The 14269-nt window shown below is 62.3% G+C and carries 12 protein-coding genes; 5 read left to right on the top strand and 7 right to left on the bottom strand.

The window, feature by feature from the left end; all coding sequences use genetic code 11:
* Positions 1 to 141: 141 nt before the first annotated feature.
* From AC2A1F_RS06735 to AC2A1F_RS06750, 4 genes are read right to left on the bottom strand one after another with little or no spacing between them, the layout of a single operon-like run.
* Entirely contained in the window at positions 142 to 2298 is a 2157-nt protein-coding gene (locus AC2A1F_RS06735; protein WP_484207962.1) for a TonB-dependent receptor, read from the bottom strand.
* An 18-nt stretch (positions 2299 to 2316) separates the two neighbouring features.
* Positions 2317 to 2511, bottom strand: coding sequence for a hypothetical protein (locus AC2A1F_RS06740; RefSeq protein WP_484207963.1), 195 nt, complete (start codon positions 2509 to 2511; stop codon positions 2317 to 2319).
* The gene (locus AC2A1F_RS06745; protein WP_484207964.1) at positions 2508 to 3611 is read right to left on the bottom strand and encodes a PepSY-associated TM helix domain-containing protein; all 1104 of its coding nucleotides are present in this window, start codon (positions 3609 to 3611) and stop codon (positions 2508 to 2510) included. Before AC2A1F_RS06745 ends, AC2A1F_RS06740 begins: the two co-directional genes overlap by 4 nt.
* Positions 3612 to 3643: 32 nt before the next feature.
* Positions 3644 to 3796 (bottom strand): hypothetical protein, encoded by a 153-nt coding sequence (locus AC2A1F_RS06750; protein ID WP_484207965.1) that lies wholly within the window; start codon positions 3794 to 3796, stop codon positions 3644 to 3646.
* Positions 3797 to 3903: 107 nt separating this feature from the next.
* On the opposite strand from AC2A1F_RS06750, the gene AC2A1F_RS06755 reads away from it, so the two are divergent.
* The gene (locus tag AC2A1F_RS06755) at positions 3904 to 4248 is read left to right on the top strand and encodes a hypothetical protein (protein ID WP_484207966.1); all 345 of its coding nucleotides are present in this window, start codon (positions 3904 to 3906) and stop codon (positions 4246 to 4248) included.
* A gap of 158 nt (positions 4249 to 4406) precedes the next feature.
* Here the strand turns inward: AC2A1F_RS06755 and AC2A1F_RS06760 are convergent, their stop codons facing one another.
* Genes AC2A1F_RS06760 through AC2A1F_RS06770 form a run of 3 tightly spaced genes read right to left on the bottom strand, consistent with a single transcriptional unit; the run spans position 4407 to position 8776 of the window.
* The gene (locus AC2A1F_RS06760) at positions 4407 to 5903 is read right to left on the bottom strand and encodes a TolC family protein (RefSeq protein ID WP_484207967.1); all 1497 of its coding nucleotides are present in this window, start codon (positions 5901 to 5903) and stop codon (positions 4407 to 4409) included.
* Positions 5900 to 7051, bottom strand: a complete 1152-nt coding sequence (locus AC2A1F_RS06765; protein ID WP_484207968.1) for an efflux RND transporter periplasmic adaptor subunit — start codon at positions 7049 to 7051, stop codon at positions 5900 to 5902. The genes AC2A1F_RS06760 and AC2A1F_RS06765 overlap by 4 nt, the downstream gene beginning before the upstream one ends.
* 3 nt (positions 7052 to 7054) lie before the next feature.
* Positions 7055 to 8776, bottom strand: coding sequence for an ABC transporter transmembrane domain-containing protein (locus AC2A1F_RS06770; RefSeq protein WP_484207969.1), 1722 nt, complete (start codon positions 8774 to 8776; stop codon positions 7055 to 7057).
* Between the two features lie 245 nt (positions 8777 to 9021).
* On the opposite strand from AC2A1F_RS06770, the gene AC2A1F_RS06775 reads away from it, so the two are divergent.
* From AC2A1F_RS06775 to AC2A1F_RS06790, 4 genes are all read left to right on the top strand, one after another.
* The gene (locus AC2A1F_RS06775; protein ID WP_484207970.1) at positions 9022 to 10554 is read left to right on the top strand and encodes a phosphomannomutase; all 1533 of its coding nucleotides are present in this window, start codon (positions 9022 to 9024) and stop codon (positions 10552 to 10554) included.
* 55 nt (positions 10555 to 10609) lie between these two features.
* Positions 10610 to 11473 (top strand): bifunctional 5,10-methylenetetrahydrofolate dehydrogenase/5,10-methenyltetrahydrofolate cyclohydrolase, encoded by an 864-nt coding sequence (locus tag AC2A1F_RS06780; protein WP_484207971.1) that lies wholly within the window; start codon positions 10610 to 10612, stop codon positions 11471 to 11473.
* 265 nt (positions 11474 to 11738) lie between these two features.
* A complete protein-coding gene (locus AC2A1F_RS06785; protein WP_484207972.1) occupies positions 11739 to 13319 on the top strand; it encodes an acyl-CoA dehydrogenase family protein in 1581 nt (526 codons plus the stop codon).
* A 71-nt stretch (positions 13320 to 13390) separates the two neighbouring features.
* Positions 13391 to 14266: an HTD2 family dehydratase gene (locus AC2A1F_RS06790; RefSeq protein WP_484208189.1), complete on the top strand. Its 876-nt coding sequence runs from the start codon at positions 13391 to 13393 to the stop codon at positions 14264 to 14266.
* The last annotated feature ends 3 nt before the right edge of the window (positions 14267 to 14269 follow it).

Here is a 14269-nt window from a genome sequence, read left to right on the forward strand (position 1 = left end):
CGACAACAACGGGGTCATGGGGGCCTTGCGGGTCCAATACGGGTTCCAGAAATAGTGGGCTGATACGTTTCTCAACGTCAGCCCGCCCTGCTGGTTCCCTCTTTTCCGCCGCAGCGCATCATCATGCGCTGCGGCGCGGCCTCAGAAGTCTATCGACGCACTCGCGCGGAAGGTGCGCGGCTGGCCTTGCAGTAGCGCGGCGGAGAACACATCAAACGCCGATGCCCAGAACCGCGTATTGGCCACGTTATCCACGCCCGCCCGCAGGGTCAGCGGCTTTCCGCCGGTGATCAGCACATAGCGCGCGCCCAGATCGAACCGCGTCCAGTCCGGGATTTCCAGCGTATTGGCCACGTTTACTGCCTGCTTGCCGGTATGGATCACGCGGCCGGTCAGCGTGAAGCCGGTGGAGGGAATGTCCCACTCCACGCCCGCATTGCCGGTCCATTCGGGCACGCCCACCGCGCGGTTGCCCTGATTGGCCCCGCCAGATGTGCGACGCAGCTTGGCATCGATCACCGATGCGCCGCCGATAAAGCGCAAGCCATCGACTGGTTCACCATTCAGCGTGAATTCCACGCCTTCGTTACGCTGTAATCCGTTAAGGCCAAAGCGGACGCGCCCGTCGCCCGTCCCGGCATCGACCGAATAAGCCACCGGCAGATCGATGCGGAACAGCGAAAGCCCAGCCTCAAACCGGCCAAGCTGCAGCTTGCCGCCCACTTCATACTGCTTTGACCGGATCGGGCCGAACACTTCGCCCGCATTCACCACCAGCGGATCAACCGGTGCGCTCGGCCCTTGCTGCAACGCTTCCACGCGGTTGGCGAAGAGCGACAGACCGGGCAGGGGCTTTACCACCAGGCCCACGATCGGCGTGACGGCAGATTCGCGATAGCTGCCGGTCTGTGCGCCGCCGAAATAGCTGTAGCTTTGCACCTGAATGTCCTGCAACCGCAGCCCGCCGGTAATCAGCACGCGGTCCCCGAACAGGCCCACGGTATCAGACGCAAAGGCCGAAAGCAGGCGGCTGCGGCTGATCGGGAAGGGATTGTCCAGATCGCCTCCCACCAGCGCCGAGGCCGGAACGGGAACGGCGGGCGCATCATAAATGTTCGTGGCAAATCCAGCAAAGCCCGGGCCGTATAAGAAATCATATGCGTTGCGGTTGACCTGCCACACCGCGCTGCCGCCAAAGTTGATTTCCTGCGTGATCGCCTTGCCCAGCTTCACGGTGAAGCCTGCTTCCACCGCTTCGTTGTTGTCGGTGCGCGGCACGAACAGGCCATTGCCATTGGCCGCGCCCGTGGCGGCATTCAACAAGGTGATCCCGCCATAGATGCCCTGCTCGCTGCCATCGCGTGCGCCTGCGCTGATGTGGAACATGGCGTTGTCAGCCAGATCCTGTTCAAACCGCAGCACGCCAAACACATCGCGCAAGTCTGTATAGGTCCACGGTTGCGCATAATTGGCCGAAGCGCCCGGAACGGCGGGGATCGAGGTGGTGCCGATGGTCACCTTTGGGCGCAGGCCATCCACTTCCACGCGCTGGTATCCCAGATCGAGGAACAGGCGCGTGTTGTCATCGCGCCAGTCGAACGCCGCGCCGATCACGGCGGTGCGGCGGAATTCGCCATCAATGGCCACATCGCCACTGCGGAACGCCGCGTTCAGGCGCACGCCCACTGCGCCATCATCGCCAAAGCGGCGCGAAACATCAAAGCTGCCGCCGAAATTGCCCTCGGAGATATAGCCCACAGTCACGCGGTTGAGCGGATCTTCGCCCGCACGCTTCAACTGCAGGTTCACCGCGCCGCCAATGGATGATCCCCCCGGCGCCGCGCCGTTCAGAAACGCCGAAGCCCCGTTCAGCACTTCGACCGACTGGAACAGTTCAGGCGCGATCAACTGGCGCGGGGCAATGCCATAAAGCCCGTTCAGCCCGACATCATCGCCAAACAGCGCAAAGCCACGGATCACAAACTGTTCTGCGGCATTGCCAAAGCCATAGCTGGTGCGCACGGTCGGATCGTTTTCCAGCACCTGCCCCAGCGTCTGCGGCTGCTGGTTAAGGATCAGCGCTTCGTTATAGGCGCGGATGGTGAAGGGCACGTCCTCGGCCCGCTTGCGGCCCAGTGCGCCCAGATCACCCTCGCCCAGCACTTGCGTGGCGTTCAGCGCTTTGGCGACGACTACGATGTCGTTCATGTCCTTCGGCATGTCCTCTGGCGATGCTTCCTGCGCAAAGGCGGGGGCGGGCAAAAGGACGACAGCTGCGAGCAAGGAATAACGGTTCATTTTTAACAAGGCTTTCACTTAAGGAACGCGCCGCGTGCGGCGGCGCCAGTGGATCACAAACAGGGCACAAGGCAGCGCCAGCAGCGCTACGGACAGGACATCACGCCAGCCATCGCCGGTCAGGCCCAGCACCAATCCGGCCAGCGCCAGCGCGGCCAACAGCAGGGGCAAGGCGAGGATCGTGCGGGTGGGTTGCGGGCGCGGGCGGCTCATCGCCATTTCCCGATCCACAGGACAAGGCCGGTCCACAGCACCCACAGCGTGGCCAGCGTCAGCGCGGCCCACACCAGTTTCAGCGCCAGCCCGCCGTAATCGCCAAAGTGCAGCGGCTTTGACAGCATGAGCGCCTGCATGGTGACGGGCATCGGGCGCACGTCGGCAAGTGTGCCGGTGCTGGCATCAACCAGTGCAGGCGTCAGCAAGTGGCTGGTTAGCGGCGTATCGCCTTGAAAAAAGATCGCATAGTGCCGCGTCGATGAAAACGCGCCGCCCGGAAAGCCGATGAACTGCGGCATCTGCCCGGGCAGTGCGGCCTGCGCGCTGGCCATTGCCTTGTCGATCGAGCCGTAGTCAGCAGGCGCGAGCGCAGCTTGGCCGTTCTGACCCGCTACCATGCTCTGCAATTCGCCATTGCGCCACATGGCGGTCAGCGGATCGGCAAAGGCATTTATTGCACCGGTCAGCCCGATCACCAGCATCCAGCCCAGCGCCAGCACGCCGAGCAGGTTGTGTTGATCCAGATTTCGCACCCGCGCCGATCGGTCATGCCGCAAAGTGCCAAAGGCCAAGCGGCGCATAAACGGCACATAGAGCAACACACCAGTAATCAGCGCCACCACAAACAGCACCGCCATCGCCCCCAGAAACAGCATGCCCGGAAGGCCCAGCAGCAGATCGGTGTGCAATTGCAGCAGGAAGTCCATGACGCCACCCTGCTCTACCTCACCCACCGCTGCGCCAGTGGCGCGGTCATAGGAGAAGAGCCGCATTTGCGCCTCTTGCGCATCGGCGCGCGGGCCAATGGTGACGGTGATCAGCGGATTGTCTGCCGAAAAGCCAATGAACAGCGGCACGCCGGGCTGGCCTGCGGCTTTGGTATAATCCTGCAAGGCCGAAGCCACGATGCGGTCCAGCGGCTGGCCGCTGCGGGCAGAGGCGGGGCCTTGCAAGGAAGAGCTGCCGCCCAGCCCTTCGATTTCATCGTGGAAGATCAGCGGCAGGCCTGTCAGGCACAGCATGAACAGCGCCAGCGTGCAGACAAGGCTGCTCCACTTGTGGATCCATACCACCGCTGTGATCGCCCGATTGCGCATGCCACGGCCCTTATGCAGACGGTTGTGAATCGTCAATGAGAATTGTTTGCATTAGCGACATAGGGCATATCGCCACCGCCATGTAAAAATGCGTGCGTTTTTACGCCTGATGAATGTGAACCAACGCACATCATGATCCGCCCGATCTGGATATAAGGCACCTGCGACCCGAAGGGCTCTGCCATTGCAGGGTTCCTTTTACTGGCGGGGCGGCGCTTGCGCGCCGTCCCGCTTTTTTCGGTCTGCACAGCAGGGTGATTGCGCGGATGCGCGGTTGCTATAAGGCATGCCCATGGCCCGCAAACATCCCAAACATGGTCGCTTTGACGATCCACAGCCCGAAGCCGATGATGATGCCCCTGCGCCTGTCGTTCCCTGCTGGTTGTGCGGCCGTCCCACCGGATCGACCATTGTCTGGCATCATCCCGTGCCGAAAAGCCGGGGCGGGCGCGATGTGGTGCCGATGCACAGCATCTGCCAGCAAACGCTGACCGTGAATTTCACCAATTCGGAACTGCAGCGCTATGGCATGGACGTGGAAGGGCTGCTGGCCAATCCGGCCGTGCGCAAATTCGTGGATTGGGTGGCCAACAAGGACCCCGATTTCACCGCAACGATTGCGAAGAAGCAGCGTTGAGGCGTGTGTTCTGTGATTGCATCGATAACAAAATGCCCACCCCAAGTTGCTCCCGCCTGCGCGAGGGGAGCGAGACTTATTGAGCGATAAGCGAAGTTAGTCGCAGCACGGTGGGCTGTTCATCCGCCCTGTTGGCAAACGACATAATCCCTTTGCCCCTAAAGCCCCAACTGATCGCGGTCTGCCAGCGCTGCTACCAGTTCGGCCTGCGCAGCGGCGTGGCGGTAGTTGGCGTCGATTTCACGGATCGTGGCATCGGCCAGTGATTCTTCGCGCAAGTTGACCAGCAGGAAATCGCTGGCCCCCAAAGTAAACCGTCGCCGTTCGGCCTCTGCCATGCGGCGGGCGAGCGCGGCTTCTGCCGTGGCAAGGCCTGCCAGCTTCTCTGCAGCGGCCACTTGCGTGCGCAAGTTGGCGATTTCAACGCCGATCTGCTCTTCCAGAAAGCGCAGTCGCACTTGCAGTGCATCCTGTTCAGCCGCCACTTCGGCAATGCGCCCCTTGGCTGCTCGCTGTTCAAGTGGCACCGAAAAGCGCAAGCCGAATGAACCTTCGGTAGGTTCGCGCACGGGTGATCCCGGCCCGAAGTCCTTCGATGCTTCGACACGCAGATCAAGCCTTGGCTTCAGTTCGTTTTCGGCCAGGCGTGCGCGGATGCCAGCCTGTTCGATGCGCGTGAGCAGCGCCTGAAGATCAGGCCGTCCGGCAATGGCTGTGCTCTGATCGACCAGACGCGGGGTGACCCCATCGGTCAGCCGAGGGGGCAGGCGATTGGCCGATGGGACTATTGGCTGGCCCAGACCATCGCGCAGGAACAGCGACAAGGCATTGGCCTGAAGCTGCAGGTCCTGTTCCGACCGGACCAGCAGCGCCTGCCGCCGCACGATATTCTGGCGGTTTTCGATGCCGAGCACTTCGGGGCGCGCGCCCAGCGTGATCTGCCGTTCGATTGAATCCTGCCGCGCTTCAGCCAGTTCGAACAGCTCGCGAAAGATGCGCACGCGCAACCCGGCGGCAACCCACAGTTGGTAGGCCTCAATCGCACGGCGCTGCACGCCGATCGCCACCAGATCAAGGTCAAGCGCGGCCAGTTCGATATCGGCCCCGGCAATCTCGCGCCGTCCGCGCCGCTCGTCGATCATCCGGTCGCGCAGCAGCGAAAAGACCGCGCCGACCTTGATCTCGCCAAACTGGTTGGTGACCGATTTGCCTTCGTAGCTGGCAAAATCCCCGGCTGACAGGCGATAGCCGCCATAGATCTGGCCACCATTGTTCTGCAGCGGGCGATAAGCGCCCACTTCGGCCACAGAGCCATTATAAAAGCCCAATGGGCGGGCGTTGGCATCTGCGTTGAAGACCAAATCGAACTGGCCTTCAACCGTCAGCGCGCGGGCATCGGCCTGCCGCTGGCGCGCCATCGCTTCGATGATCTGCGGTGCGTGGGTAGCTGATGATTGCAGCACATCCTGCAAGGTGATGGGCTGCACAGCCTCCTTGCGCAGTGCCTGCGCCTGCGCGGCAGCGGGCGTTGCAAAGCCTGTCAGCATCACCGCCGGACCTGCCACCAGAACCATTGCCAGCGCGCTTGAGAGCGACAGCATGACTCTGGTGTGTATGGCTCCGTTATACAGGTCCGCCATCCTTGAGCGGATCATTTGCCGTCCCCGCTCCCGCCGTATTCGCTGTCATAGCCGTTAGACTTCACCGCCTTGCCCGCGTCCTTGTCGGACAGCGCCTTGGCAGCGGTCCCCTTGCGGGGGCCGGTGTCGACCGGGGTCGGGAACTCCAGCGGGAAGTCGTTCAACTGACGCCACAGTTCATAACCGATGGTAACGGTTTCCATCTGGATCCAGCCGCGCACCTTGGAATTCAGGCGAATGTAGTTGTCGTCCGGCCAGGCGGGCTTTCCGGGCATGGGTTCCACCAGCACACGGAACAGACCACTGGCCTGCGCCGAAGGATCAATTGCCAGCACGCGGCCATCGAACATGCCTTGCGCCACTGATGGCCAGCCGCTGAACTGAATGGCGGGCCAGCCTTCGAAGTGCAGCCGCACCGGCTGCCCTTTGCGCACCAGCGCCACATCGCGGCCATCGACCATCAATTCCACCACGCGCTGCGAATTTTCTGGCGCAAGCGTGGCCAACATATCACCTGCGCTCACCAGTGTGCCACCGGCGGCGGTGTTGAGCGACTGGATGCGCCCGTCGCGCGGCGCGGTGACCAACTGGGCCGATTGGCGGCTGAGCGCGATATCAACCTTGTTCAGCTTGGCGCGCGTTTCAGCCAGCTTGGCATTGAGTTCGGCGACCTTGATCTGCGCCGCTTCAAAATCGCGCCGTGCGGCCAGACCCTCGGTATAGAGTTGCGAGAAGCGGTTTACGTCGAGCCGCGCGGTCGTCATCGCTTGTTCGGCAGCGCTGATCTGGGCCATCACCTGTTCCCGCTCTGCCGCAAGACTGCGCAGCAGGTTGGGATCGTTATCGATGATCCGGGCAATCGGATCGCCCTTCTTCACCAGCTGGCCATCGGACACGAACCATTGTTCCACCCGGCCCGGCACCAGCGCAGTGATCATCTGCACACGGTCCTGCGGGTTGAGCGCGATTACCTCGCCCCGGCCCGGCGCAGTCTGCACCCATTTGACCAGGAACAGCACAATCAGCAGTAACGGGATGGTCACCGCAATCATCCGCCCCAGCGTGCGCGTGGTGCGCGGCACCTGCAGCGTGGACAGGGTGCGGAATGCGGTCAGATCGTGGTGGCCGGAGCGGACAGCCAGGGGGTTTGGAGCAGGTGCCATGGCTCAACGCCCTCCGTTTGTGAGGGGCAGGATCTCGGTAAGCTCGCTCGATGCCGCCTGCGCATCCTTGCCGATCCACATCCACAGATCGCGCTTCAGGCCCTCTGGCCGTTCAGTGAATTGCAGCACAGTGGTGCCGGTTTGGCGCAGAGCCTTGAGCACGCGATCAAGCCGGGTGGGCGGGATCATGTCATAAAGCGGGGAGAGCATCAGCACACGGGGGCGGGCCAGCACCGCGCCTGCCAGCTTCAGCGCCATCGTCTCACCCACCGAAAGCGGCCAGCCGGTTCCTGAAAGGATAGCATCAAGCCCGCCATCCAAAGCGCTTATCCGCCGGTCCAGACCGACCAGCTCAAGCGCTTCGATCATGGCTTCGGGGCGGCCGGGCGCGCTGAGGCCCAGGTATTCGCGCACGCTCATTTCCACAATGGTCGGCCGGTCAAGCACGATCACGTCAGAGCGCAGGCGATACATGTCGAACGTGCCCAGATCAGCGCCGCCAACTGAAACGAAACCGCTTTTGGGAACATCAAGCCGTTTGAGCAGCGAGGCCAGAACGCGCTCCACCCCGGGTGCGGCCATCACGCCGACCTGGGCTCCAGCGTTCACATAGAAGTCGAAAGTATAACCCGCGTGCTTCACATCGCGCAGGCGGATCGCGCCATCGGGCGGGCAGGGGGTTTCCGATTCCACCGGGGCTTCCTGCGGCACTTCCCAGAACAGGTGCAATTCTTCAAGGCTGCCGGCCATTTCGTAGAATATCTCAAGATATGTGCCGAGCTGGGCAATTCCATAGAATACGCCCGAAAGGATCAGCTCTGCGGCAACCAGCTGTCCGATGGACAGTTCGCCCTGCAGGATCAGCCAGCCACCCATTGCCAGCAAGCCAGAGCTTGCCACGGCATAAAGCAGCAGCAGCGCAATGGTCTGTCCGAAAGTATAGCGGAAATGCAGGCGATGCGCCGCGACATAGTTTGCCGTTACCGCGTCTGACCGTTCGATCGCATAAGTCATGTGGCGGCTGGATTTGTAAACGCCGTTGGAATTGCCAACGGTGCCCAGCCAGTGGGCGGTTGCATGCTTGGCATGGCTTTTGGCCACAGCGCTGGCGATCGATGAATTGGTCCAGATCCGCCAGATGATCAGCACCAGGGCGACGAGCACCAGATTGAACGCGAGGAAGAACGGATGATAAAAGCTCGTCACCACCAGTCCGACGATGCTTTGCAGCAGTATGGTGAACCCAGCGATCAGCAGGCTCGTCAACGATTTTTGGACCACGCCCATGTCGAAAAAGCGGTTGAACAGGTCACCGCGCCGCGCATCGACAAAGAACGGGTTTTGCGCATGAACCGCGCGCAGCGTGATTTCGCCCACCAGCCGGGCAAAAAAGCGCCGCTCAAACCGGGCCAGCAAATGCACGCGAAACGCGCTGAGCATGCCGGACAGCAGCAGCAGAGCAAACAGCAATGCCGCCAGCGTCAGCAGCGGGGCAGGCAGGGCCGTGTTGGCAACCGAATTGACCAGCAACTGAACAGAGATCGGCGTTGCCAGCGAAAGCAGCGATATCGCCGCTCCATAGAGCAGCGCCAGCCGCACGAAGACCGCATCTGGCCCCAGCACCTGCTTGGCCCATCGCACGAAATCGCGGAAGCGCGGCGCATGGTGGTCTGACCCGCCACCATGAGACGCACCATTATGAGAAGCGGCGTTCGGAGAACCCATCGATCAAGACAATTCCATATTTCGCAGTTGCAGCACAAGTGGACACGATTTGGTGTCTTTGTCGGACCGGTGTGTGAACTTTTTTTGCTGAGACGCAAAGAGTGCCACATGCGCTGTAGGCCGTATATACGTTCATTACGGTGCATGTGCAGCCGCAGTAGCGGGACCGTTGTTGGACACGGCGCGTTGCAGTCAGGGTATTCTTCCGGCTATCGGGCGGACGTTATGGAATGGAACACCCTGGCATGAACGAGAATCGGCAACTGTCGGGCACAAGTGTGGCCGAACTGATGAAGCTCAGCGGCGTCCCCTTTGGCACCAGCGGCGTGCGCGGGCTGGCCAGCGCGATGACGGACAAGCTGTGCCACGCCTATACCACCGCGTTCCTTCAGTATTTGCGCCAGATTGGCGAATTTTCCGATGGCCAGCAGGTGGCGTTGGCAGGCGATCTGCGGGCCAGCACGCCGCGCATTCTGGCCGCTTGCGCCACGGCGGTGCGCGATTGCGGGGGCGAGGTGGTGTTCTGCGGCCATGTTCCCACACCCGCGCTGGCGCTCTTTGCCATGGGATCGAATGGGGGGGAGGCGATGCCATCGATCATGGTCACCGGGAGTCATATCCCGGCAGACCGCAATGGCATCAAGTTCTATCGCCCGCATGGCGAAGTGCTGAAAAGTGACGAGGCGGGGATTGTCTCGCAACAGATCGTGTCTGATCCCGCGTGCTTCGGCAATGATGACAGCTTGCTGGAACCTGTGCTGTTGTCCACTGTGGTAGATGTGGTGCCTGCCTATATTGACCGTTATGTCAGGCACTTCGGGGCCGATGCGCTGGCTGGGCTGACGGTCGGGGTTTATCAGCACACCGCGGTGGGCCGTGATGTGCTGGTGCGCGCGGTTGAGGCGCTTGGCGGCACAGCCGTGCCATTCGGGCGTGAAACGGTGTTTGTGCCAGTGGACACCGAAGCGATCCGGGCAGAGGACATCGCGCTGGCTGCGCAATGGGCGGCAGACAATGCGGTCGATGCCATCATTTCCACCGATGGTGATTCGGACCGGCCGCTGGTGTCTGACGCGCGCGGCGTGTGGCTGCGCGGCGATGTGGTGGGCCTGCTGTGCGCGCAAAGCCTCGGCGCTGATGTGGCGGTCACGCCGGTCAGTTCGAACACCGTGCTGGAATTGAGCCGCGCAGTGCCAACCGTGGTGCGCACGCGCATTGGCTCGCCCTATGTCATTGCGGCTATGATGGAGGCGGCTGACGCCGATCCTGCGGCATGCGTGTGCGGATATGAAGCCAATGGCGGGTTCCTTCTGGGTACGGCCGTGGGGGAATTGGCTGCACTGCCAACCCGCGATGCACTTTTGCCGATCATCGCGGTGGTGCAGGCGGCAAAGGCACGGTCGATTGCCGAAGTTGTGGCCAGCCTGCCGCCGCGTTTTACCTTCAGCGATCGGGTGGCAGACTTTCCGCAACAGCACAGTGCGGCGCTGATCGCGTTGCTTTCCACCGGTACGCAATCCGGGCAACTGGCGCGCGCCGCACGGCTGTTTGGCGAAATTGCGGGTCTGCCGACCGGGATCGACACCACCGATGGTTATCGCATGTCCTTCGCCAATGGTGCGGTGATCCACTTGCGCCCATCGGGCAACGCGCCCGAACTGCGCTGCTATACCGAGGCAGAGAGCGAGGCCAAGGCCAAGGATATCAATGCCCGCGCGCTGGCACACGTGCTGGCCAAGGTGGTGCCCGAGGCATTGGTTGCGCAAAACGCCGGTTGATAAATTTGTATGTAACACATACAATCATCCTCAAACACGTAGGGTGAGGCAAGAAATGGCCCAGATTATCGATGGCAAAGCGCTGGCCGCGCAAGTGCTGGCGCGCACTGCAGCAGATGTGGCGGAAATGGTGGCCCAGGGCGCACCGGCGCCGGGCCTAGCTGTCATACTGGTCGGGCATGATCCGGCAAGCGAGGTTTATGTCGGACGCAAGATCGCGCAGTGCCGCAAGGCAGGGATCACCTCGATCGAACACCGCCTGCCCGCCGATACACCGCAAGCTGATGTCTTGGCGCTGATCGGTTCGCTGAACGCCGATGCCGGGGTCCATGGCATTCTGGTGCAGTTGCCCCTGCCCAAACATATCGATGCCGCGCTGGTGCTTGACCGGATCGATCCGGGCAAGGATGTGGACGGGTTCCACCCGGTCAATGTCGGGCGGCTATCCACCGGCACGGGCGGACTGGTGCCCTGCACCCCGCTGGGCGTGATGTTACTGCTGGATAGCGTGATCGATGATTATCGCGGCCTTAATGTGGTGGTGATCGGCAAATCGAACATCGTGGGCAAACCGGTATCGATGCTGCTGCTGGAACGCGAAGCGACGGTGACCGTCACGCATATCGAAACGCGCGATCTGCCCGATGTGGCGCGGAAGGCCGATGTGATCGTGGCCGCCGCAGGGGCGCCGCATCTGGTGCGCGGCTATTGGGTAAAGCCGGGCGCGGTGGTAATCGATGTGGGCATTACCCGCGTAACCGATTTCGATGGCAAGACAAAGATTGTGGGAGACTGCGCCACGCACGAACTTGATCATGCCAAGGCGGTGACGCCGGTGCCGGGCGGTGTGGGGCCGATGACCATCGCCTGCCTGCTCAGCAATACGGTGCTGGCGGCAAAACGATCAATGATTGCATAAACTGCAATTGCTTTCGCGCCGTTCGCACTTGCGGGTAGCGTTAACAAGGCCGATGTAGAGCATGCCTTTCAGGCATCCTCTCCCAAACTTTTCCAAGGGGGCCCGCGTAAGCTGGCCCCCTTTTTTTGCCAAATTTATCCCCGGCAAAAGCCACGCTAGGGCTTTGCAAAAATGACAGGAAAGCCCGGTTGACGCCTATGGCATGGCGGCCATAGCCTTGTTCCTGCGCGGCAGGGTTTCAACCTGATCCCGTGCGGGAGGCAGGATGTTCGAACAGCTACTTGGGGCCGCGCGCGCCTATCGCTCGGCCGCACAAGCCGCGTTGAAGGCGCGGCTGGATGGCCAGCGGATCGACGCACATCAGCGTGCGGCGCATGGTGTTGCGTGGGTGGCAACCTGCGTCGCTGCTCTTGAAGCGGTGGCGGAATGGCAGGCGCGTTCAGGCAGCGCGCTCGATGCCGAACTCGCACGTCTGGCCTTTGCCGAAACGTTGGCCCAACTGGTGGGCGGATTGCCGATGAGCCAGAACGAGGTTTTTCGCCCCGCCGATCTGGGCCTTGGTGCAGCGGCACGGGCGCTGGCGCAGGCTTGCGCGGATCTGCTGGATACCGATCATGCCGCCGCGCGCGCCAGTGTGGCCGAGGCGCTGGCGGTCGGTCAATGGCCCTCTGACAGTCTGGGCGATCCCGATCTTGATACGATCCGCGATCAGTTTCGCCGTTTTACTGATGCCGAGATTCTGCCGCACGCGCACAAATGGCATCTGGCCAATGATTTGATACCCGATGCAACGGTTCAGGCCATGGCGGAACTGGGCACGTTCGGCGTGTGCATTCCAGAAAGCTATGGCGGCCTTGGCCTTGGCAAGCTGGTGATGTGCGTGGTTACTGAAGAGCTTTCGCGCGGCTGGATCGGCGCAGGGTCATTGGGCACGCGGTCAGAGATCGCAGGCGAGCTGATCGTCCTGGGCGGCACCGATGCGCAAAAGGCCTACTGGCTGCCACGCATCGCCAGCGGCGACGTGTTGCCAACCGCCGTGTTTACCGAGCCTGATACCGGGTCCGACCTCGGCTCGCTGCAAACGCGGGCGCGGCGTGATGCAGATGACTGGGTGATCGATGGGGCAAAGACGTGGATTACCCACGCCGCGCGCTCCGATATGATGACCCTGCTGGCGCGCACGGTTTCAGATGCAAAAGGCTATGCGGGCCTGTCGATGCTGCTGGTGCCCAAGCCGCGCGGGAACGGGGCGGACCCTTTCCCGGCGCATGGCATGACTGGCAGCGAGATCGAGGTACTCGGCTATCGCGGGATGCGCGAATATGCGTTGCAGTTTGATGGAATGCGCGCGCCTGCCGATGCACTGTTGGGCGGGGAAGAGGGGCAGGGCTTCAAGCACCTGATGCGCACTTTCGAAGGCGCACGCATTCAGACCGCCGCCCGCGCGGTGGGCGTGGCGCGCCGCGCGCTGGAACTGGGGCTGGACTATGCACTGAGCCGCAAGCAATTTGGCCAGCCCATCATCCGCTTCCCCCGCGTGGCCGACAAGCTGACGATGAGCGTGGTGGACATGGTCATGGCGCGCGAGCTGACTTATGCCGCCGCCCGCGCCAAGGATTCCGGCAAACGCTGCGATATCGAAGCGGGCATGGCCAAGTTGTTGGCGGCGCGCACGGCATGGTCCAACGCCGATGCTGCGCTGCAGATACACGGCGGCAATGGCTATGCGCTGGAATACGAAATCAGCCGCGTGCTGTGCGATGCGCGCATCCTCAACATCTTTGAAGGCGCCGCCGAAATTCAGGCACAAGTGATCGCGCGCGGATTGCTGGAAGGGCGCAATTGATGGCTGATAAGGACAAACGGGACCACAACCACATCCCGTTCGTGTCAAGCGAAGTCGAGACACCACCCACCATGTCTCAACCTCGCTCGACACGAACAGAGGGGTGGGGCGAGTGGATCGGGCGCACTGAACGCCGCGCCGATCGTGTCGATGCCGGATTGGTGACGCGCTGGCTGGCCACGCTCGACCGCGAACCACCGCGAGGTAATGCCGTGCCGCAAGGCCTGCATTGGTGCCTGTGCCTGCCTGATGCCCCTACCGCGCGTCTTGGGGCAGATGGCCACCCGGTGCGCGATGACGGTGCCAGCAGCTTTCTTCCCCCAGTGCCTTTGCCGCGCCGGATGTGGGCCTCAAGTACGCTTGAGCTTTTACATCCGCTGCACCTTGGCGCTGAAATAGAACGCAATTCTACCCTTTCGGCGGTCACCGAAAAGCGCGGTGAGACAGGGCCGTTGGTGTTCGTGGAGATCCTGCATGAGACGAAGGCCGATGGCGTTCTGGCCGTGCGTGAAGTGCAGACAGTGGTCTATCGCGGCGCCGCGCCAGCCGGCGCGCCACTAAACCCGCCCCCGCTCGGCGATACAATGTTTGATCCTGCAGTCTGGCCGGTCCACCGTGCGATTGTGCCCGATGAAGCGCTGCTGTTCCGCTATTCGGCGCTCACGTTCAACAGCCACCGTATCCACTATGACCGGGCTTATGCCACGCAGACAGAAGGCTATCGCGGCCCCGTCGTCCACGGCCCGCTCACCGCCACGCTGCTGCTCGATCTGGCGCAGCGCGAACTTGGCGATAATGCGCTGAAAACCTTCGCGTTTCGTGGGCTTTCTCCGGCGATCTGCGGCGATGCGCTGCATCTGGTGATGCGCACCGGAGCCGAAGCCCTTGAACTTGCCGCTTATGCCGCAGACGGGCGTCAGGTCATGGCGGCCAGCGCCACGGCCTGACAG

The organism is Novosphingobium sp. HNCC26BN242, assembly GCF_057180525.1.